Source organism: Alteromonas gracilis, assembly GCF_043642145.1.
In the GTDB taxonomy this organism is placed as follows: domain Bacteria; phylum Pseudomonadota; class Gammaproteobacteria; order Enterobacterales; family Alteromonadaceae; genus Alteromonas; species Alteromonas gracilis_B.
Genome location: NZ_JBHZRZ010000005.1, coordinates 39,018 through 56,226, shown reverse-complemented (window position 1 = coordinate 56,226; position 17,209 = coordinate 39,018). Strand labels below are relative to the sequence as shown.

The window sequence follows — 17,209 nt, the reverse complement described above, 5'->3', positions numbered from 1 at the left end:
TGGAAAGCTTTAATACACATTTAGCTGATTAAAACGATTACTTTTATCCACAGGTAAAACATAATGTGCGCACATTATCTGTGGATATTTCTTATTCAAAATAGCTTGTTATGAGCGATGCTTTATCTTTGATAGACATAGTATTTTTTTGCCATTTATTCTATATCGAATGAAATATGTTGAAAGTATGGTTCTTCCTGCTCTTGTTGAAGTTGGGGTTGCGCTATCGAAACGGGTGACATAATAGAACGTCCACAAAAACAGCACAGGAAATTGCTATGAATACCGCGACTTTTCAAACCTTTGATACATTTCTTCGCCCTATCTATGACAGTAAAGTAGAAAAGTATATTACCTTCATGGAAGTGCCGCCTTCATTTGAAAAGTTTAAGCAGGACTATCTCGATACGAACGGCTTCAAGGCTTGGCTAGAGTCAATGCATGGCCTGAATGCAACAGATAAGCAGATTTACTCGATCTTAACCATGTATATGAAGCACGCAAAAAAGACCGTCTCAGAAGTGCCTCAGTTGCTAGCATGGTTAGATAGATATCACGACATCACATTGCCTCTTATTGAAGGTATCGCGACTGCCGAATATTGGCAGAAACGCCTCTCAGATAAAGCGCACTGATAGGTATGTTTTGACAGGCCCAGATTTTGAGCCTTGGCTTTGATAAACGTGAAGGGAGTGTGGCAACCACACTCCCTTTTTTATTTTTTTCTTTGTTAATTCTCTATACCTAAAGGGCTCTTGCGAGCTTATCTAATTGTTACATTTCCTTGGTAGACATGTTTCTCGTTAGTGAAAGGGGTTGCGGTATCAATCATGGCGTTAATCTAAATACGTACACAGCACAACGCATCATTTGATGCAAACGCTAATAGGATAAAGCCATGAACATCGACACTATCTCTAAAAGCCAAATCAAAGAATTCCTTGACGAAAATGATTTTGCCGGGGTGTTTCGTCAACGTATCGCCGCATGGCACGACCACAAAGCTAAGTTATCGCTAGAAGTGTTTGTCGTAACGGCCTGTTCAAACGAAGAAGGAGCGTCTTGTTATGATGAATCTGTACGTTTTATCACAGGCTCTTCATTCGAAGTTGTTTTCAATGGTAAAACCTACAAGCGTGATAGCCGTTCTGATGCTCACGGCTTAGTTGAAGCGCTGCTTGAGAAGCATGCCGAATACCTTGAAGAAATCGCGTAGGAGGAAGGATATGACTAATGCACAGAAACGCCGGTTCGCCTCATACTGGAAGAAGGAGTACGAGGCCACGCTTAAAATTAATAGCCTCCAAGCTGATTTAGAGAAAGCCGAAATACTCGGCCTGCCAAAAGCACGAATAAAAAGCAGAATCGCAAGCTGGCGAACCAAACAAACTCAGAGCCTTAAGGTTATCGAATCTATGATAGAGAAAGGTGAAGTGAGTGAGGATGCGGCCAGTGAGTGTAAGGACGTCCTCGGCAACCTTTACGGCTACGTTGCTGATTGCTACCACTGCCTGTATTTAGACAGTGTGGCTGCATGATGAATTATCTTTGATAGACAAAGGGGCGCAATGCCCCTTTTTGCTATTAAAAAGCTCTACAGTAACAATGATAATGGTTTAACCGTCGTCTTAAAGTCCAAATCCGTAAACTGAGTAACCCATTGCGCGACCGCTTCCTCCCCAATAACACCATGTTCAAGCAATTTATTTAATTCATTGTACAGAGGTTCAGTGTGCGGCTCTTGGCCTGCAACATTAGCCAGTTGTTTTATTCCATTTGTTGTGATTATTTGATGCATGATGTAAATCTCCTTTATTGATTTACGGCAACCTTATCCCCAATATTTCTAATCGCAAATTTCGTTAAAAAATCTACCACAGAGGTAGATTAATTGGAGATTTCTGGTGTCTTTTTGTTCATTGTTAGCTTTTTCTATCAAAGACCATGGTGCGGCACTTGTGTCAGTTGAATCCATGAAAGTATAACCTTATCAACTTGATAACGGAGATACACATGAACCCAGCTAAAATCAACGAGCACTTTGTAGAACAGGCTCTTGTTCTTCACCATTCATTAACTCCCTTAACGCAACTCATTTCTTTTGCCAATCTTCATCAGTTGATGACAGCTTTTAAGGTGAGCGAAATCACTATCGAAGAAGTCCACTGTAATGACGATAATAACGGCTACATGGATACTCGCCCTGTTAGCGCGACCTATGAAGATGCCGCTATCGAAGAAGCAGGGGGGCTAGACTTCGTACTCTCCACTATTAAATCTGTGTTTAATGTTGAATTGGAACGGAGTGAATTTAACGAGGACATTGCTCAGGTAATTCACTATCTGGAAGATGAATTTGTAAATGAATATCTTGATGAAGCAAGCGGTATAGATTACGAAGAGATCCTTCGAGGATTACAGCAAGTCGGTGAAACGCGCATAGACATAGAAATGGTTGAGGCGCTTATATCAAAGACGGTAAAAGAATTTATCGAACACAAAAAGCAAGTTAACTTTGCCCTAGCGGAAATCTGTAACCTCATTGACGATAAGGTCACTGATGACGAGGCAAAGTAGTGTCGTCTGTCATATATAACGCTTCTATGCAGCAGCACGCGCCGGTATCGATTGATGCCGATGCGTTACCTGCCATTAACGTCAAAGACGTCAAATTAGCTCACATTATCAAAGTCTATCCACAATACTCGGCTTTGGCAGAAACCCTTGCATCAATGGTCGAGCCAAGGAGGTATTTGTCAGTGTCCGTTCATGTAACGAACTTTCAAACCTCTAAGCGCAGTTGCTTGGACACGGGTTGGCATTTAGACGGCAAAATGAATAGTGATGACCCCGAACAGTATGCCCTTATTTGCTTCGGGCCTGACGGAATGAGAACGATGTTCCACCAGCACTCCTTCGACTCCTATGCCGTTAAAACTCCCCCATCAGACATGGAAGGCCGCCGAGAGTTGTTCACTCATATGCTTGGACACGATTTACACGATGAGGGCAAAGGTTTTGAGATAGGTAATGGCGTTCCTATCACGTATACGACCTTCGATTTTCATAAAGGTCGAATCGCGAATACTGGATGCCGCGTGTTTATCAGAGTCATGTCGAGCAACGTGATTAGACACAAAGCGTTGAGGCGAAGGTATTAGTATTTCTCCCATAGACAATACTGGGCTACTTGCCCTGCGCCTGCGTGTCGTATGTTTGGGGTATCAATTAAGGAGGTTCTGCATGAGCATTACACTAAAAACTATCACGCCCCACGGAGATACCCAAGCAGGCTTCAATGCCACGCTAAATGTTGAAGGTTCAACTGTGCCTTTAGAGGTGAAATACGATATTAACGCTGATAATAATCCCATCCTGCATGTATTAGCCGGGAATGGTGAATCAATATTTACGACCTGCGTTGACGAAAGCGATAACACCCGTCCTTTCATCGCTCTATCTGATACACCAGCGATGGTGATTGCAACATTTGACTACACGAGTCTACATATCATCCGAACGGATGAAGGGGTTGTATTTGACGTTTGGGATAAACGTAACGATTGCGGAGCAATGGATTCAACATATTTGTTCATTGACGAGTTGCTAGAAACTACCGAGGCTAATGAACAATAAAAATCTGATATCATCCCTCGTAAACCATAATTCGGATTATTTTTGGTTGGGCATGTGCGTTTTAAATAATTGTATAGGCTATTATCATTCAACGTTTAAAGGAGGGTTGTAAATGTCAAACTGCAATAAGTCGCCAACCCTGTACTGGGATGGTATTGAGTGTGGTGAAGTTAGTCAATTTTTAGGTCATGAAGACTGGGCACATAAGAAAGGCACTCTAATCGTTAAAAACCCTAATAACCTCGCCTTCATCCCTAAAAACACGGAGCTAGAATTAGATGATAACGGTGGTGCAATCGATAAAATGCAAGGCGCAAAGGTAGACGATACTATCTTGAGTTCTGCAATAAAATTTTTTAATTAAGAGGTTAGAATATAGATTCGGATAAAAATGTAGATTTAGGTGAGTGGAAGCTTATTATAACTATGCTATGCATAGTTATAGCAATCCTCATGTTTATTGTTACGCTTCCTTTTGCAGAGAAAATGAAAGAGAGCTTGAATAGCTCAAGCACGCAAGAAAGTGGTCAAGTGTCGACTGAAGAGACTGCAAATAAGAGCGAAATTTCTAACTAAGAACTCTCTGAAAGACAGAGTTAAATTGCCCCCGAGTGTTGGGGGCCCGGTTGCGTTACCTCAAGACATAGTAATCTTGTTAGCAGTTAAGCAATGAACAACAGGAAGCCATGCTATGTCATCACTAAAAGATTTATACCGCACGCGCCTTATCACTAACAACACGCCCACACAGAATAGTGCAGGTAAGAAGGTACACATCAAGTTCACGGTAGATTTGGTTACTGCCCTTGATAATCGTCCATCTTCTCCTGATTACGATGAAGAGGTTCACATGACTTCTGGTTGTGCATTTTTTATTAACTATCGCCAACCAGACGGCACTTTCAATACCGTGAAGGCCAGCTTCAAAGAGCAAGCAGAGTCATTCATAGAGCAACTTCGTAATCCAGATAGCGAACTATACCAAACGGCTGAGGAAGCATAGTTATGATACTTGTAACTCGATTTGTAGCAGAGGCCATTGTAGAAGAGGTAGGTATTGATAATGTTATCGAAGATACCGATTCAGATATTCAAGTACTAGCAGTTCCAAGCGCCCTTAACACTGATGACATTCGTAAGTATGTCACTGCTCAGCATGGTGGCAATGAAGATGACGCTGATGTTGATATGAAGTACTCATTCAATAATGTCGACATGACTTCTCAACTACGTGAAACATTCTATTGGGAGGAGTAGCTTAGCCTTCCACTCTAAAAAAGTTATAAAAAAACCCGTCCAAAAGACGGGTTTTTTTCGTGAAGCTGGTTCTATTGAAGAAGCTTTAGAGTGCGTAACGTAAGTTCGCACCCATGAAGTCTACGCCGTCCCACATTTCGTAGGTTGCGCCAATAGCTACATTGTTTGTGAAGTAGTAGTAGGCCGATGCACTGAATGCTGTTTCTGATTCATCAGCGATGTCTAGGTAACCAATTTGTGCGCTTAGTTCCAGTTGGTCAATAACCATTGATCGAACGCCCACAGCTGCACCGAATCCGTTTTCGTCTTCTGAACCAGACTCACCTTGTGCTGATGCTTTAAGCTCTAGATTTTCGTATGTGATCTGCGCAAAAACGTCAGTGTTTTTAGTCACGCCATATTTATAACCAGCACCAACTGATACTTGTGATAACTCAACGTCTACAGTAATACCTGAAAACGTTTCATCTTCACTAACCTCGCGGTAGCGGCCTGTAAGGAAAAAGTTTTCACCTAGTGATTTCAGGAACGAAGCGTTAAAGCCAGATGGTGATACGTCATCGTCGTCGAAATCGGCTTCTACATAACCTACCTCAACTAGATCCCATTTTGGTGCATTGCCAGCATAATCATCAGCTACTGCTGGGAAAGACGCTGCGATAAGTGCAGCCAAAGATGCTGTGATTTTACTTTTAAGATGCATATGTACTTCCTTTTAATATTTAATATATACACAAACTTAGTGCGGTGCGAAATCTAGCACCACTTTATACTTTCGTCTATAGGTGAAAATGCCTTAATTGTTGATATAGCTCTATTTCATAAACACGGCACCGCTCTTGTGTCTTCGGTAGATTTTTAGTGTTCCCATAAATAAAAAATAGGGTATATTAACGGCGTGTGATTTATTAAGTGACTGATGTATGCAAAGAGCAGAATTTAATTCCATGGCTCACCATGCCAACATTTATGTAGAGTATGAAGGGGATTTGTATTACGTCATCGCAACAAACTTCCCAGAAGCTCTGTTCGCACTTGTACCAAGCAAAGGTGAATTTCCAGCCGACGAATGGATGTGGGTTCGGTGTGAAAGTGTCTCCCTCCGTAAACCAGCAAAAGTCATAACATTTAAGTAATTACCCATAGTTATTAGTTGTCCTTGATGGACATTCTGTTATCACTTGCCACATTCTAAATATCGATATTCTACCTACATGCAATATGTAGGAGAACAAACATGCATACGCAATTGGCGACAACAAATGCACGCAGTATTATTATTCATGCTTCACTAGCTGACATTGAAGCCACCCGCTCTCATCGATTCACTGTTTCCTTTAATGGGGAGCAATATCAGGCCGTATTTCCCGAGCCATTATCAGAATTAACCAGTGGTTTCACCACTAAGCAAGAAGCTTGGTGTTATGTGGTTACTGAACGCGTAAAGCACCCTCAGGGCGACATTTGGCCTCTCGATAATGCTATATACGTGGCCGAAGTCCTTTGGGGTGCTTTTAGTGATGTACCCATAAACGATGACGATTACATCGAACAGCCGTTTCTACATTTTGATGTAGGAACAGAACGATTCGAAATCTGGTTGTGGTTTGAAAACTATTTTGATTTATCTGTGATGACCGACTTAATGGGAGCTGAGTAGAACGATGAGTATGTTCAGTAAGGTTTTCAAGGTTATTACCTTGTTTAAGGGGGCATCTGTAGCCCAGTTATCAGAGCTTGCTCACAAAAAGGGTCAAGGATTTTCAGTATCTGCATTCAGTACAATGAAAACAGGGGTACGACGCACCGTTAATACGGATGTGTTGCTTGGCATTGGGTCGTTCTTCAACGTTTCTCCCTCCTATCTATTGGAGGGTAAGCCCCACAACAGTGACGTATATGGTTTTGCTGAGGAAGGCCGAGGCGTGACCGCATTTCTTATTGCCCCCGTGCTGTTTTCTTTGGTGGACTATCTCGCTAAATACGAACCACAAATAAACGGTGAAAAGAGGAGCTGGGATGACGCCAAAGAGCGAGGATACACTGCCCTTCCCGTGTCGCTTGAAGAAAGCTTACGCGGAGAGCGTCACGATTATCCTATCTTTCCTATAACCTTCAACGGAGTCATTGTCGGCATGGGTATGACTGAGGATAAAGCCTCATGGGTTGAAGAGCGCCTGCTAAAGGTTGTTAGCAGCATAATCTAGCTATCTTGATTTACAACTGTCAGCGATGTCTTCAACAGACATTGCTGGCTGGGTTGTGTGTACCTAAACAGATTCATAATAAACCTATCGTATCAGCACATTAAATCAAACGGAGTAACCCAAAATGCATAATTACACCGCTAATGCCAAACATGCAGTAATCAACACCCGATTAGTGATCTCTGCTAATGACTCGCACAATGTTGACCATATTGCTGATGGCCTCAATGAAATGCTGCGCGAGTCGGTATCGTCCGGGTTCTTAGCTGATTATGAATTCACTAACAGCGATAACCCGGCCATGCCTACAGCCAGTGCTTCTCCCGAAGAAGGTGAACTACTGTCTGAATTGAAAACCTATCTGCTTATTATCAGAAACAGCAAAACATACTCAACGGAACATGTGCGCGTTGAAACCACGCTTGAACTGTGTGAGATGAGCGAAGAGGATGTCATCAACGCCGTTACGGACGTTGTTGAAATTGATAACAACGATTCAATAGAAGTCATTGACTTGTCACTCACTGAGCGCGTAGTTCTGTAACACGTCATCTAAAAGCGTTGTCTTCCATGGACGGCGCTTTTATCCATCCCTCAAGCTTTTCTAAGTTAAACAATGTCTTTGAAAGACATCCCTCCCCCCCTTGTGTGATTGCGTTTCCCTGCATAATAAAGCTATCGAAACAAAGCGTTATTTTGAGTAACTAGGAGATAATTCTATGAGCGCCCGTCACGTAAAACACTTGCTCGATTCACACTCAGAGACCCTTCGCGAACTGGTAGAACGATTCGTTAAGCAAACAGGGGTAACGTCCGATGACTGCCAAAGGACGTCCCTTTTAGTCACGCTCAACGAGCTAGATGCCAAGATTAATGCCCTGACTGACGAGGACGTTAAACATGACGATGAGTGATTTTCACCGTACTCCCAAACCTTTTCTTGTTGGTATCGAAGATAGCGACGGCAATACCAATTGGTTTCGTGTGGTTAGCTCTTCCCCATTGGCCGACATGTGTCATGCCGATTTACACTTGTCTCTGAAAGACACGCTTTCACTTAATGATGGCGATGATGTGGTTGTGGTTGATGTACAATCGGTACCCACGGTTCAGCACAAAACATAGGTGTGGTTATGAACTATGTTAGTGTATATGACTGATATATCTCTAAAACTGGGGGGTATCTAGGTATAATGGCTGCTAACTCCCAAACATTAAAAAATTGGAATCATGATGAATAACTTATCAATTGAATTTTGGTTAAGGCTATCTATCAAATCCGCATTGATTGCTTCAGTAACGATGGTTGGAGCTATAGTGATGTCTTATTGGGCAGAACCCTTCAAACAAAGCATAGGGATAGGCACGAGCATATTGGGAGCCAATAGAGACTTACTTGTAAATGGACGAATATGGTTCTTTTGTGGTTTAGGTATATGTATTTTAATGGCCCTTATTAGCTTTTTACGGCTACATAGAGTCAGTAAATAGTGTCTTCATTATGAATATATTACTAAAAATTTTGCTGCCAATTGGAATTATCTATTTTGCAATTGCATTTATTGGTGGAAGTTACTTTGTGAGCCCAGTGATGATAGCTGTGCTTTCTTTTTGTCTGTACCATGTCTTTAAAAGTGATGAGAAGGTGAGAGATGAGTAAACATAAACGAGGTGGGGTGGCCATCAGCAAATCCACCAATGGCGAATTCTTTATAGAGATAGAAAGTGAGAATGGCGATCAGCTTTGTCAGGCAGTGCTTACCGCAGAGCAGTTCGCGCACGCTATTACTGGCAAACATGTCAAGGCTGATATTCGCGTGTACAACAACGCGGTCAACCATATACAAAACGATGAGTAAGCACTGAATAGGTAGCTCTGCTCTCTCAAAGACATCACTTCTCCCCTTGCTATATAGCAAACTGCGCCATTATAAACCCATCAGATATTGACACCTTAGGAGTTACCACGATGGGTTTTTACATTATTGCTACAACGAACGGAAACGTTGACACTGCCACAGACGAAGAACAAGTAAGTTATGAAGAAACGTCACAAGGTTGGATAGGTACGTTTCGTGGTGAGCGCCTAGAATCTGTGTTCTTAGACATGAGCGAGGCCGCTATCAACATCATGGCAAAGTTCAAATTTAAGCATCCTGATTTGACTTTTACGCCCACTGAAGATGGCGAAATGTTTGGGCTGGAGGCGTAATTATGGCACCGGAATACTTTTTTAAGCGAGGCTACTTTCTTTTTAATTTTGTTGCCAAATTTCCACAGCGTTCTTTCAATGGTAGTAATTGCTTTGTCGATACACAATTTGTTTATTCGATTGGTCGCAATGTTGACGAGGCACTAAATCTAGTCAAAAACAATTACACCTCCCTTGGTGTCAAATGTCACAGCATTGAGCAGGTCATGCCCATCACGACCACTAATGATGATTTAAAGCGCCTCGCATCGCCTTCATCGACTTTAGGGTTTAGTGACGGTGTGTATGTAAAGATGCCTGCCGCTAAAGAGGTTTTGATATTAATGGACAGTGAAGAGGATGCGCCTGAAAACTTGCCTAGCATTATTAAGCAGGTTGCAAGTGAGCGTAACCTATCTGTTGCTGAGTTAGAAACTCAACTTGAGCCGTTTATTTAGGAACAATCATGTCTAATGCTATTGCTAAAAAGATTGTCTTTAGTAGACAGAGGAAAGTGAATGAATTTATGTCGCGAGTGCATGGAATGGCTGACAAAGGCGCAGACTGTGAACAGTTAGTGCGATACACCTCCGGTGTCTGCCTAAGTAATAAATCCATCGAGAAAGCATTTTTAAAAAAACTTGCTGCTGTGTATCCTCGCCTTACCACGTTAACTCAACAGCAGCTAGACACTCACAGAGCGAATAAAAATTTTAGAAGGAAATGAAAATGGAAAATAAAGAGCTGGTCATAGTTCAGGACGGCGACAAATTCAGCACGGATTCGTTTGTAGTTAAAGATATTGGTGGCCGCTATGAAGCAGGTAGTGTTCTCGCTGGCCAAGTGAAAATCTCTTTCGTAGACGCTTTTGATACGCTTGAGCAAGCCAAAGAAGCCTACCCTGAGGCCGAGGTTACACACCCGCATCTTTTGCCTCAAAATACATTCGACCATCTTCCTGATGATCAAGAATATTGAAAGCTGATAGCGTTGGGCTGATGGTTAGCCCACGATATCTCTTATTCATAAAGCATTACCTTTGTTTCCTGTTTGCTGTGTCATACCTCAAACTTGCCTCAGAAACGACGTTCTTAACATTGCCTTTTGAAATCTGCTCGAACTCAAAATCCTGCTTGGCTTTATTTCTGAGCCTTCGCTTCCACCATGTTGTTTCACTTAACATTCTGGCCGCTTTTTCTCGCAGCCTATCAGCGTTAGCAGATTGTGCAGTAAGAGAGCATTGTGGGGGCTCGATACCCTGTGAGTCGCAATATTCTATGGCTTCTTTGAGACCTTTATTGCGCAAGAGCTCATCGCACGTTAACGCTTTCTCTGATGCTTTAGCTTCAGCTTCATTTATCCTTTCTTTCAAGTCTCTTTCATTGCACATTATTATTTAATAACCCTTTACCTAAAATTCTTGCTATGACATCTGGTGCTTGATCTGCTCTATCAGCTTTGGTGCAAGCACGGTTCGATGCCTATTGCCATGCGCGCTTTCACCTAACCTAAGCACTAAGCGTGCTTCGCCCATTAGGTGTTTGTGGGATGGATCATTTTCGTTTAGTTGATTAAGCAAACCATTTAGTTCATTTAATATCGGGTAACCATAACCTCTGGTAGTCATAGTTTATTCCATTCAAACTGCGATTTAACGTCATTCCATTAAGTATAACCATTTAATTTAAAAAGAAAGTATTAACTTTGGTTTCTTTAACTCTTAGCGAGCAACATCATTGATAGACATAAATGCGAACATTGCGAAATGTACCCATCAATTACAATAAGCCTAACGACATTTTTAGGACTTTGTGAGGAGTGTGACTTGAGCCCAGAACTTGAACAATTACTTAATATTAGAGAAGCACTCAACGAGGCCGTTAAGTCTCAACGAAGACTAGACAAGTGTCATGCCTCATTCATTGAGCGAACAAACAGAGACGGTTTCACGCGAGCGCAAACCACAAGCTACAATGCAAATGCTTCACATCATTCATCAGCTTTAAAATCCGATATCGAAGTACTCAAGAAGGCATTCGCCACCGCGTTCCCAAGTTAACACCCCCCATACATTTCGGCCTGTTTTTTTAAACGTGATGAGAGGCAATGCCTCTCTTTTTTTGTTTCCTCAAAAGACACAAGTTATCCCCTTTTGCTATTTCGCTGGTAGACAGGCATTCAGCTGTCAAAGCCCCTTGCGTCACAGGATACACCCTTATTCTGGATACATCGCTTGAGGAGAAAGCTGCTATGAAACAAACAATTAATCACAATCCATGCATCAAACCACAGGTTGTAAGCCTAAGTGGTGGCCGTACTTCTGGCTATCTAGCTCGCATCATGCAAGATAAGGTTGAAGAGCTTGGATGGAATGTGCATTTTGTGTTCATGGATACAGGTGCTGAAGCTCCTGAGACATATGAATTCATCCGTAACATTGTTAAGCATTGGGGTATTAAGCTAACAGTCATTCGCACGGTGGTTCACCCCGAAATGAATGTAGGTGTTACCTATCGTGAAATCAGTCTTGATGAAATGGGGCCGGACCTCCAGCCGTGGAAAGACATGATTGCTAAATACGGCGTGCCAACGATTAACACGCCTTACTGCACTAGCCGCATGAAGACAGAGCCACACGACAAATTCTGTGACGATAAATTCGGTAAAGGTAACTACACCACATGGCTCGGAATCCGCGCAGATGAGCCGCAGCGTCTTACTTACTATGATCCAAACTTCGATATGTTCTCGATGGACGTACCTGAAGAGCGTGCTATCCGTTACCTTGCAGAACTTGACCTTGCAGGTAAGCCGCAAATAAATGAATGGTGGTCAAAACAGTCTTTTGACCTAGATATCGAAGAATTTGCCGGTAATTGTGTGTTTTGTTTGAAAAAAGGTCCAAAAAAGCTTTACGCGGCAGCGCAGGCATACCCTGATATGGCACAAGAATTCCGTGACATGCTTCATTCTGATGAAGTGCGTGTAAAAGACTCTGATAAGTATGGCCGAGGGGTAATCTACCGTGGAACGCTTTCTATCGATAACGTCATTCGTATGGGCCGTATACTTGATAAGCATTCGCTTGTTGATGCCCTTCGCATGGAAGCTGAGTACACCGAAGACGACCCAACTATGTGTTCTGAATCTTGTGAGGTCATGCCGGGCCAGCCTATTAAAGAAGACCAGCAAACCATCGAATTCGAGGCGGCATAGTCCACCAGCGACAGTGGTTCATAGCAGGCGCAAGGACGCGCTATCCTTAACTCTTTATCGTCAACCGTAGATACCAGTTACCTATTTTTAGGTAACATATTGTGTAAGGATAGTTGTATTGAAAATTAGCAGGAAATAATAGTTTTTATGGAAAGTAGACACTTACCTATCGTTAGGACTGACAAGTCTTTTAAACAAATGTCAGAAGGTGAAAAATTCTTTGTTCGAGTTTCAAAAAGTGGTTTTTCACAATCAGCGCTATGCGAATTCTTGACAGTTGAGAAAGGTATGGAGGTCGGTAAATTTTTAAAACACTATTTCCCAAGAGGCCATGGCCCCTTTGAAGAACTTACCGAAGGAAACACAATTCGTAAGCGTGCTAAGAGTTGCTTTCTCTGGTATCAAGGAGAAAAAGAAAATTGGCCACGCTATCACTGGTTCAAGTCACTCAACGAACCAGCAATTTAATAAACAACGTCTTTATTGCGCGTCATGAGCGCCTGAATTAAACTTGTCTACGGTCATTTGTTAATCCTATTAATCAATTCGAAAGGTTGATTAATCATATTGACTGCTTGGTGAGGGGTATGAGTTCTGCCCCTCTCTTTTTCTCCTCATTGTTCGACATTAACCGTCCTTCTCTCATAGATATCTCACCTCCTTTCGCTCTGCCTCTTGCATCACGTTTATCTTTAGTAATATGGGCTTGAGAAAATAGATGTTTATAGAAGGAAGCCAAAGTAATGCACCCAGACACGAATGAAGTTATTCCATCAAAGACACACGTTGAATTCTTTGCTGGTATTGGTGGTGTTACTGCTGGGTTAAATAGTTGGTCAACCATCTGGGCCAATGACATTGATAAAATGAAGTCTGAGTATTACGCAAAGAATCACGGCGACCACATTGTTTGTGAAGATATTAATAAGCTTTCGCCTTCAGATGTGCCAGAGTCATCATTGGTCTCTGCTACCTACCCTTGCACAAATACCAGCTGTGCTGGAGACCGTACCGGTTTGATGGGTATACAATCTGGCGTGGTATACAAGTGGGTGAGCTTGGTTAGAAGTAAAGGTGGAGCATCTTGTTACCCCTTTGGTATGCTTGAAAACCCCACGGGTCTTATCTCGCGAGGAAAAGGAAAAGATCTTCGTTCACTGATAATGACAGTCAATGAAATGGGTTACAGTGTGGTATTAACCGTCGTCTGTGCTTCTCACTTTGTTCCGCAGAGTCGCCCTCGTATATTTATTAACTGTATAAAAAAATCCATTGCACATGAAAACCTAAAAGCGATTAACTCCGCAGCTGATATCCCTCAATGCAATAAGCTCTATCCAAAACCATTACGCGATTGGATGGCGAAGAATATTGATTTAGATATATGTTCAATTGGTACACCGGCGTTACCTACACGTACAGTGCAATTGGAAGACCTTATCGACTTCAATTCTGATTCATCTGATTGGGCTTCACAGGCACTTACTCAAGAGCTGGTCGCTAACCTAACTGGTGTGCAGCGCGACCGCTTCGACAAACTTGTTCGTTCTCCTGCAATCTGCGTTGCCTCTGTAGCGAGAAGAGGCCGTAAGCGTGCAGATGGAACCTCCTATAACGCTACTGAGATATCAACATCCGGCCTTGCCCCCGCACAACGCCCCTATAAGGGTGGCAGTAGTCGCTGCTGGGTGCTTGTGGCAGGTAAAGGATGTTATCGATTTAAGTGTGTTTCTCCGAGAGAATCTGCCCGTTTAATGGGATTCGATGACTGTTTTGAGCTTCCTGAAAACGCAAAACAGGCATATCAATGTACAGGAGATTCGGTTGTACCGCAGGCTGTGGCGTGGGTGGAAAAACATGTGTTTGCCCCTTTGGCATCTCAACCATTAATTGTCAAAGATGTTCCGATAAAACAGTTTGAGCTGGATTTGGCTTGTTAGAACTGCCTGATAGAGAATAAGCCCTAGCTTTTTCAACTGTGGATTCTCATGAAGATTGATAAATCGTCTCACTTGCGTGATATGAGATCTCAGTTATTTTAATAAATCTTCTGCAAATTTAATTTGTGGTGACAATAATCACAGTTGACTGATATCGACTTTACGATAGGTATTTAGAATATGCTTAAAGGCTCTAGCCTACCTGAAGCGGGCCTTGATGCAATAAAAATTTCAAGGCCAAAAACAATAGCCTAACTCGAAGAATATGTGCATATTTAAAAGCCACTCTTAAGTAATGGAATCACCGCCAGTAACTCTAGCTCTTTTGTGCAAAATTTTACTTAGTCGATTCTGCTTTCACGGACCCGATTTAGTAACACATTTTTTAGAAGATGATGGTTATGTATAAAAAACTCTATTCAGCATGCTTTTTCCTTAATTTATTTTTTCTACCATTGTCTACTTATGGGTTGTTGTTAGGTATAGCTTCTTATTATTGGGACGAGACTGAAGGGATAATTTTGTCGTCCAATAGAGTTACCGTTAGGACTGGAATTGGCTACGTTGATGAAGCACTTATAGAGTTCACTTACAACGTTGACTCTATTCAGTACGTCTCAGATATTGTTTCACTTAATCCAAGAATCCAATTTAAAAAAAGAACGTTTAGCTCGGCAAAGCTCAAAAAATACGGTACTGGGGAAAAGGTGAAAATTTTTTATCCGGCTCTTTACCCTAGTTATGGAGTGTTAGAAAACGGTGTTAAACCAAGCTCCTTTTTTATGTTCTTTATTTCAATGCTATTGCTATTCGCCGGGAGAGTGTTTAAATGCAAAATTATCAAAGTAAGTTAAGTTACGCGAAAATTTAAAAAGATTTTGGGGGCGCTAATTGCGTTGGACGCCGGGTTTTGAGGGTTGAAGGTACAGATAATGGCCCCTTGGAACAATTAGCTTATAAATTTAAATCCTATCAAAAAGCTGGTAAGCCAATTCGTGTATTTGTAAATTCAGACAAGCCTTGTGAAGCTATCGCAGATAGAACTGTTCACTGGTCAAAATTAACAACTCTGTGTTTATGCTTATTGTGTTGTTACTATTTAGTGGTGGCATCATGTACCTTTTACTTAAGACGTGAAAGAAATTGTAATGGGCTTAAAATAGATGCTTAAATGATGGGTTTGTCAATGCTTGACTCCGTTTCTTTTCACAGCTAAGCATTATCTTCGACTTATGCGGGTTTTATATTTGCATTCAATCACGGCTACATATGAAGGAATAAAAGTTTTGGATAAAATAAATAAAGTCATACACAGCCAAGAGAGCAAACATGGTATTAGCCTTCAAATTTTTGGCGTAGTTTTATTTCTTTCTGCAATTACCTTTCTTTACATATCAACTGAGGCAAGTTCACCTGCTATATACTTATTTTCTGGGGGCTTTTTTTATTTTCCATTATTTTATGGACGATAGGCGCTTATCAAAAGCGGAAATTTTATAAGTTGGGCAAGACCCCATTAACACTAACACCATCATTCTGCACAATTGGCGAGGAATTCAAAGGTTCTATTGAAATTGAAAAGTCAAACTTTAATAGAGTTAAAGAAATATCAATTACTCTGTGGCACCGCACAATGAGGGGGGACGACAGCCGAGAAGATATAGTGTGGCAGTCAAGCGCGACAACAAAGATTAATCATGTAAACTGTAAAACATTCTTAGGTTTCAGCTTTACTATCCCGCACGACAAGGAACCGACAAATAAAGGGTTCTTCTCAGAAAATAAATTTTATTGGGAGGTTAGTTTCGAGTATGTTGAATCAATGCATAGTATAAAAAGAACGTGGGAATTCCTGTAAAAATATAATAAGCACTTCCAGTAAGAAAGCCGGTATAACGCAGTTCTTTTATTACTCGCTATCACTCAAACAATAATAAAACCTGCTAGATATCACCTACGGCGGAAGTGCGTGTTAAACGTCTGCAATTTTTTGGGCTCATGCTTGTTACGTTTGTCTACCTGATAACGACTTAAACGCTACATATCTACCTTTTCCTACATCAAAGCCCTTTCAAAAAGGGCTTTTTATTTTGTATCTGAATTGATTACTGGTTTAGCGTCTGATGTCAGTGATAGACATGACTCTTGTGTTTATTACCCGATTGGCTGTGGCTTCTCCCATTGACGACGCTTCGCCACTTGCGTGATGTCATACCGTGTCATTCTAAATGTGTCGAAAGGCAAAACAGGTTAACAACTTTAAACAACTAGAGGTAATTCATATGTCACGCGGATTTTTTAAAGTTATAGCTAAAGGCAATGTAGGTTCAGATATCGATGTAGGCAATCTTCCTTCAGGCGACATGGTTGTTAATTTCTCGCTGGCCGCAAGCGAATGGTACAAAGACGCCCAAGGTAACAGAGTGGAGCGTACCGAGTGGTTTAAAATGACCGCTTACCGCAAAACGGCTGAACTCATCAATGAGATGGTGCAAAAAGGGACTGAGCTTTATTTAGAAGGCAAATTAATTAATTCAAAATGGCAAGATCAGCATGGCAAGGACAAAAAGACGCCTGAAGTTATTGTTAGCTCTTTTGATGTGCTGCGTCGCGGTAAAGAGCGCCCATTAGCCGACGCGCAGCCACAAGGCCAGTACCAGTCACAAGAACAGTCTACATCTGCACCGCAGAATACTGGTTATATGCAGCCACCACCTTGCCAACAGCAGAATAATGGAACTAATAACTACTAACGCACTAGG

Annotated in this window: 29 protein-coding genes; 25 read left to right on the top strand and 4 right to left on the bottom strand. The window is 41.7% G+C overall.

Annotated features, from left to right (window positions below):
- The first annotated feature begins 278 nt into the window (after window positions 1–278).
- From ACHUFN_RS11740 to ACHUFN_RS11730, 3 genes are all read left to right on the top strand, one after another.
- Entirely contained in the window at window positions 279–635 is a 357-nt protein-coding gene (locus ACHUFN_RS11740; protein ID WP_394222575.1) for a hypothetical protein, read from the top strand.
- A gap of 263 nt (window positions 636–898) precedes the next feature.
- Window positions 899–1,216 carry a hypothetical protein gene (locus tag ACHUFN_RS11735; protein WP_394222574.1) on the top strand — a complete coding sequence of 106 codons (318 nt, stop codon included), beginning with the start codon at window positions 899–901 and terminating at the stop codon, window positions 1,214–1,216.
- Window positions 1,217–1,226: 10 nt separating this feature from the next.
- Complete coding sequence (locus ACHUFN_RS11730; protein WP_394222573.1) at window positions 1,227–1,538, top strand: hypothetical protein; 312 nt, start codon at window positions 1,227–1,229, stop codon at window positions 1,536–1,538.
- A 56-nt stretch (window positions 1,539–1,594) separates the two neighbouring features.
- Here ACHUFN_RS11730 and ACHUFN_RS11725 read toward each other — a convergent pair whose 3' ends face one another.
- On the bottom strand, window positions 1,595–1,798 hold the full coding sequence (locus ACHUFN_RS11725) for a hypothetical protein (RefSeq protein ID WP_394222572.1): 204 nt from the start codon (window positions 1,796–1,798) through the stop codon (window positions 1,595–1,597).
- A 215-nt stretch (window positions 1,799–2,013) separates the two neighbouring features.
- Between ACHUFN_RS11725 and ACHUFN_RS11720 the strand changes: the two genes are divergently transcribed.
- The 7 genes from ACHUFN_RS11720 to ACHUFN_RS11690 all read left to right on the top strand — a co-directional run bounded on the left by ACHUFN_RS11720 (window position 2,014) and on the right by ACHUFN_RS11690 (window position 4,893).
- The gene (locus ACHUFN_RS11720) at window positions 2,014–2,577 is read left to right on the top strand and encodes a hypothetical protein (protein ID WP_394222571.1); all 564 of its coding nucleotides are present in this window, start codon (window positions 2,014–2,016) and stop codon (window positions 2,575–2,577) included.
- On the top strand, window positions 2,577–3,161 hold the full coding sequence (locus tag ACHUFN_RS11715) for a hypothetical protein (RefSeq protein WP_394222570.1): 585 nt from the start codon (window positions 2,577–2,579) through the stop codon (window positions 3,159–3,161). The genes ACHUFN_RS11720 and ACHUFN_RS11715 overlap by 1 nt, the downstream gene beginning before the upstream one ends.
- An 82-nt stretch (window positions 3,162–3,243) precedes the next feature.
- Window positions 3,244–3,636 carry a hypothetical protein gene (locus tag ACHUFN_RS11710; RefSeq protein WP_394222569.1) on the top strand — a complete coding sequence of 131 codons (393 nt, stop codon included), beginning with the start codon at window positions 3,244–3,246 and terminating at the stop codon, window positions 3,634–3,636.
- A gap of 112 nt (window positions 3,637–3,748) precedes the next feature.
- Window positions 3,749–4,000 carry a hypothetical protein gene (locus ACHUFN_RS11705; protein ID WP_394222568.1) on the top strand — a complete coding sequence of 84 codons (252 nt, stop codon included), beginning with the start codon at window positions 3,749–3,751 and terminating at the stop codon, window positions 3,998–4,000.
- Between the two features lie 89 nt (window positions 4,001–4,089).
- Window positions 4,090–4,212: a hypothetical protein gene (locus ACHUFN_RS11700; RefSeq protein ID WP_394222567.1), complete on the top strand. Its 123-nt coding sequence runs from the start codon at window positions 4,090–4,092 to the stop codon at window positions 4,210–4,212.
- Window positions 4,213–4,327: 115 nt separating this feature from the next.
- Complete coding sequence (locus ACHUFN_RS11695) at window positions 4,328–4,639, top strand: hypothetical protein (protein ID WP_394222566.1); 312 nt, start codon at window positions 4,328–4,330, stop codon at window positions 4,637–4,639.
- Between the two features lie 2 nt (window positions 4,640–4,641).
- Window positions 4,642–4,893 (top strand): hypothetical protein, encoded by a 252-nt coding sequence (locus tag ACHUFN_RS11690; protein ID WP_394222565.1) that lies wholly within the window; start codon window positions 4,642–4,644, stop codon window positions 4,891–4,893.
- A gap of 85 nt (window positions 4,894–4,978) precedes the next feature.
- Here ACHUFN_RS11690 and ACHUFN_RS11685 read toward each other — a convergent pair whose 3' ends face one another.
- Entirely contained in the window at window positions 4,979–5,596 is a 618-nt protein-coding gene (locus ACHUFN_RS11685) for an outer membrane beta-barrel protein (protein ID WP_394222564.1), read from the bottom strand.
- A gap of 534 nt (window positions 5,597–6,130) precedes the next feature.
- Here ACHUFN_RS11685 and ACHUFN_RS11680 point away from each other — a divergent pair.
- From ACHUFN_RS11680 to ACHUFN_RS11635, 10 genes are all read left to right on the top strand, one after another.
- On the top strand, window positions 6,131–6,553 hold the full coding sequence (locus ACHUFN_RS11680) for a hypothetical protein (RefSeq protein WP_394222563.1): 423 nt from the start codon (window positions 6,131–6,133) through the stop codon (window positions 6,551–6,553).
- Between the two features lie 4 nt (window positions 6,554–6,557).
- Window positions 6,558–7,100 carry a helix-turn-helix domain-containing protein gene (locus ACHUFN_RS11675; protein ID WP_394222562.1) on the top strand — a complete coding sequence of 181 codons (543 nt, stop codon included), beginning with the start codon at window positions 6,558–6,560 and terminating at the stop codon, window positions 7,098–7,100.
- Between the two features lie 124 nt (window positions 7,101–7,224).
- A complete protein-coding gene (locus tag ACHUFN_RS11670) occupies window positions 7,225–7,644 on the top strand; it encodes a hypothetical protein (protein WP_394222561.1) in 420 nt (139 codons plus the stop codon).
- A gap of 175 nt (window positions 7,645–7,819) precedes the next feature.
- Window positions 7,820–8,014, top strand: a complete 195-nt coding sequence (locus ACHUFN_RS11665) for a hypothetical protein (RefSeq protein ID WP_394222560.1) — start codon at window positions 7,820–7,822, stop codon at window positions 8,012–8,014.
- On the top strand, window positions 8,001–8,225 hold the full coding sequence (locus tag ACHUFN_RS11660) for a hypothetical protein (RefSeq protein WP_394222559.1): 225 nt from the start codon (window positions 8,001–8,003) through the stop codon (window positions 8,223–8,225). The genes ACHUFN_RS11665 and ACHUFN_RS11660 overlap by 14 nt, the downstream gene beginning before the upstream one ends.
- A 527-nt stretch (window positions 8,226–8,752) precedes the next feature.
- On the top strand, window positions 8,753–8,959 hold the full coding sequence (locus ACHUFN_RS11655) for a hypothetical protein (protein ID WP_394222558.1): 207 nt from the start codon (window positions 8,753–8,755) through the stop codon (window positions 8,957–8,959).
- A gap of 110 nt (window positions 8,960–9,069) precedes the next feature.
- The gene (locus tag ACHUFN_RS11650) at window positions 9,070–9,312 is read left to right on the top strand and encodes a hypothetical protein (RefSeq protein ID WP_394222557.1); all 243 of its coding nucleotides are present in this window, start codon (window positions 9,070–9,072) and stop codon (window positions 9,310–9,312) included.
- 2 nt (window positions 9,313–9,314) lie between these two features.
- The gene (locus tag ACHUFN_RS11645) at window positions 9,315–9,749 is read left to right on the top strand and encodes a hypothetical protein (RefSeq protein WP_394222556.1); all 435 of its coding nucleotides are present in this window, start codon (window positions 9,315–9,317) and stop codon (window positions 9,747–9,749) included.
- 8 nt (window positions 9,750–9,757) lie between these two features.
- The gene (locus ACHUFN_RS11640; RefSeq protein ID WP_394222555.1) at window positions 9,758–10,018 is read left to right on the top strand and encodes a hypothetical protein; all 261 of its coding nucleotides are present in this window, start codon (window positions 9,758–9,760) and stop codon (window positions 10,016–10,018) included.
- Between the two features lie 2 nt (window positions 10,019–10,020).
- Window positions 10,021–10,269 (top strand): hypothetical protein, encoded by a 249-nt coding sequence (locus ACHUFN_RS11635; protein ID WP_394222554.1) that lies wholly within the window; start codon window positions 10,021–10,023, stop codon window positions 10,267–10,269.
- A gap of 55 nt (window positions 10,270–10,324) precedes the next feature.
- Here the strand turns inward: ACHUFN_RS11635 and ACHUFN_RS11630 are convergent, their stop codons facing one another.
- Complete coding sequence (locus tag ACHUFN_RS11630) at window positions 10,325–10,663, bottom strand: hypothetical protein (RefSeq protein ID WP_394222553.1); 339 nt, start codon at window positions 10,661–10,663, stop codon at window positions 10,325–10,327.
- A gap of 51 nt (window positions 10,664–10,714) precedes the next feature.
- Window positions 10,715–10,918, bottom strand: a complete 204-nt coding sequence (locus tag ACHUFN_RS11625; RefSeq protein ID WP_394222552.1) for a hypothetical protein — start codon at window positions 10,916–10,918, stop codon at window positions 10,715–10,717.
- 198 nt (window positions 10,919–11,116) lie between these two features.
- On the opposite strand from ACHUFN_RS11625, the gene ACHUFN_RS11620 reads away from it, so the two are divergent.
- From ACHUFN_RS11620 to ACHUFN_RS11600, 5 genes are all read left to right on the top strand, one after another.
- On the top strand, window positions 11,117–11,350 hold the full coding sequence (locus tag ACHUFN_RS11620) for a hypothetical protein (RefSeq protein ID WP_394222551.1): 234 nt from the start codon (window positions 11,117–11,119) through the stop codon (window positions 11,348–11,350).
- Between the two features lie 191 nt (window positions 11,351–11,541).
- Window positions 11,542–12,507, top strand: a complete 966-nt coding sequence (locus ACHUFN_RS11615; RefSeq protein ID WP_394222550.1) for a phosphoadenosine phosphosulfate reductase domain-containing protein — start codon at window positions 11,542–11,544, stop codon at window positions 12,505–12,507.
- Window positions 12,508–12,654: 147 nt separating this feature from the next.
- Window positions 12,655–12,975, top strand: a complete 321-nt coding sequence (locus tag ACHUFN_RS11610; RefSeq protein WP_394222798.1) for a sulfurtransferase TusA family protein — start codon at window positions 12,655–12,657, stop codon at window positions 12,973–12,975.
- Window positions 12,976–13,250: 275 nt separating this feature from the next.
- Window positions 13,251–14,447 carry a DNA cytosine methyltransferase gene (locus ACHUFN_RS11605; RefSeq protein WP_394222548.1) on the top strand — a complete coding sequence of 399 codons (1,197 nt, stop codon included), beginning with the start codon at window positions 13,251–13,253 and terminating at the stop codon, window positions 14,445–14,447.
- A gap of 2,282 nt (window positions 14,448–16,729) precedes the next feature.
- A complete protein-coding gene (locus tag ACHUFN_RS11600) occupies window positions 16,730–17,200 on the top strand; it encodes a single-stranded DNA-binding protein (protein ID WP_394222547.1) in 471 nt (156 codons plus the stop codon).
- Window positions 17,201–17,209: the final 9 nt, after the last annotated feature.

What these genes read in the sequence shown, in the direction of transcription:
- ACHUFN_RS11740 (WP_394222575.1), top strand. Translation starts at nt 279, where the DNA reads ATGAATACCGCGACTTTTCAAACCTTTGATACATTTCTTCGCCCTATC.
- ACHUFN_RS11735 (WP_394222574.1), top strand. Translation starts at nt 899, where the DNA reads ATGAACATCGACACTATCTCTAAAAGCCAAATCAAAGAATTCCTTGAC.
- ACHUFN_RS11730 (WP_394222573.1), top strand. Translation starts at nt 1,227, where the DNA reads ATGACTAATGCACAGAAACGCCGGTTCGCCTCATACTGGAAGAAGGAG.
- ACHUFN_RS11725 (WP_394222572.1), bottom strand. Translation starts at nt 1,798, where the DNA reads ATGCATCAAATAATCACAACAAATGGAATAAAACAACTGGCTAATGTT.
- ACHUFN_RS11720 (WP_394222571.1), top strand. Translation starts at nt 2,014, where the DNA reads ATGAACCCAGCTAAAATCAACGAGCACTTTGTAGAACAGGCTCTTGTT.
- ACHUFN_RS11710 (WP_394222569.1), top strand. Translation starts at nt 3,244, where the DNA reads ATGAGCATTACACTAAAAACTATCACGCCCCACGGAGATACCCAAGCA.
- ACHUFN_RS11705 (WP_394222568.1), top strand. Translation starts at nt 3,749, where the DNA reads ATGTCAAACTGCAATAAGTCGCCAACCCTGTACTGGGATGGTATTGAG.
- ACHUFN_RS11700 (WP_394222567.1), top strand. Translation starts at nt 4,090, where the DNA reads ATGTTTATTGTTACGCTTCCTTTTGCAGAGAAAATGAAAGAGAGCTTG.
- ACHUFN_RS11695 (WP_394222566.1), top strand. Translation starts at nt 4,328, where the DNA reads ATGTCATCACTAAAAGATTTATACCGCACGCGCCTTATCACTAACAAC.
- ACHUFN_RS11690 (WP_394222565.1), top strand. Translation starts at nt 4,642, where the DNA reads ATGATACTTGTAACTCGATTTGTAGCAGAGGCCATTGTAGAAGAGGTA.
- ACHUFN_RS11685 (WP_394222564.1), bottom strand. Translation starts at nt 5,596, where the DNA reads ATGCATCTTAAAAGTAAAATCACAGCATCTTTGGCTGCACTTATCGCA.
- ACHUFN_RS11680 (WP_394222563.1), top strand. Translation starts at nt 6,131, where the DNA reads ATGCATACGCAATTGGCGACAACAAATGCACGCAGTATTATTATTCAT.
- ACHUFN_RS11675 (WP_394222562.1), top strand. Translation starts at nt 6,558, where the DNA reads ATGAGTATGTTCAGTAAGGTTTTCAAGGTTATTACCTTGTTTAAGGGG.
- ACHUFN_RS11670 (WP_394222561.1), top strand. Translation starts at nt 7,225, where the DNA reads ATGCATAATTACACCGCTAATGCCAAACATGCAGTAATCAACACCCGA.
- ACHUFN_RS11665 (WP_394222560.1), top strand. Translation starts at nt 7,820, where the DNA reads ATGAGCGCCCGTCACGTAAAACACTTGCTCGATTCACACTCAGAGACC.
- ACHUFN_RS11660 (WP_394222559.1), top strand. Translation starts at nt 8,001, where the DNA reads ATGACGATGAGTGATTTTCACCGTACTCCCAAACCTTTTCTTGTTGGT.
- ACHUFN_RS11655 (WP_394222558.1), top strand. Translation starts at nt 8,753, where the DNA reads ATGAGTAAACATAAACGAGGTGGGGTGGCCATCAGCAAATCCACCAAT.
- ACHUFN_RS11650 (WP_394222557.1), top strand. Translation starts at nt 9,070, where the DNA reads ATGGGTTTTTACATTATTGCTACAACGAACGGAAACGTTGACACTGCC.
- ACHUFN_RS11645 (WP_394222556.1), top strand. Translation starts at nt 9,315, where the DNA reads ATGGCACCGGAATACTTTTTTAAGCGAGGCTACTTTCTTTTTAATTTT.
- ACHUFN_RS11640 (WP_394222555.1), top strand. Translation starts at nt 9,758, where the DNA reads ATGTCTAATGCTATTGCTAAAAAGATTGTCTTTAGTAGACAGAGGAAA.
- ACHUFN_RS11635 (WP_394222554.1), top strand. Translation starts at nt 10,021, where the DNA reads ATGGAAAATAAAGAGCTGGTCATAGTTCAGGACGGCGACAAATTCAGC.
- ACHUFN_RS11625 (WP_394222552.1), bottom strand. Translation starts at nt 10,918, where the DNA reads ATGACTACCAGAGGTTATGGTTACCCGATATTAAATGAACTAAATGGT.
- ACHUFN_RS11615 (WP_394222550.1), top strand. Translation starts at nt 11,542, where the DNA reads ATGAAACAAACAATTAATCACAATCCATGCATCAAACCACAGGTTGTA.
- ACHUFN_RS11610 (WP_394222798.1), top strand. Translation starts at nt 12,655, where the DNA reads ATGGAAAGTAGACACTTACCTATCGTTAGGACTGACAAGTCTTTTAAA.
- ACHUFN_RS11605 (WP_394222548.1), top strand. Translation starts at nt 13,251, where the DNA reads ATGCACCCAGACACGAATGAAGTTATTCCATCAAAGACACACGTTGAA.
- ACHUFN_RS11600 (WP_394222547.1), top strand. Translation starts at nt 16,730, where the DNA reads ATGTCACGCGGATTTTTTAAAGTTATAGCTAAAGGCAATGTAGGTTCA.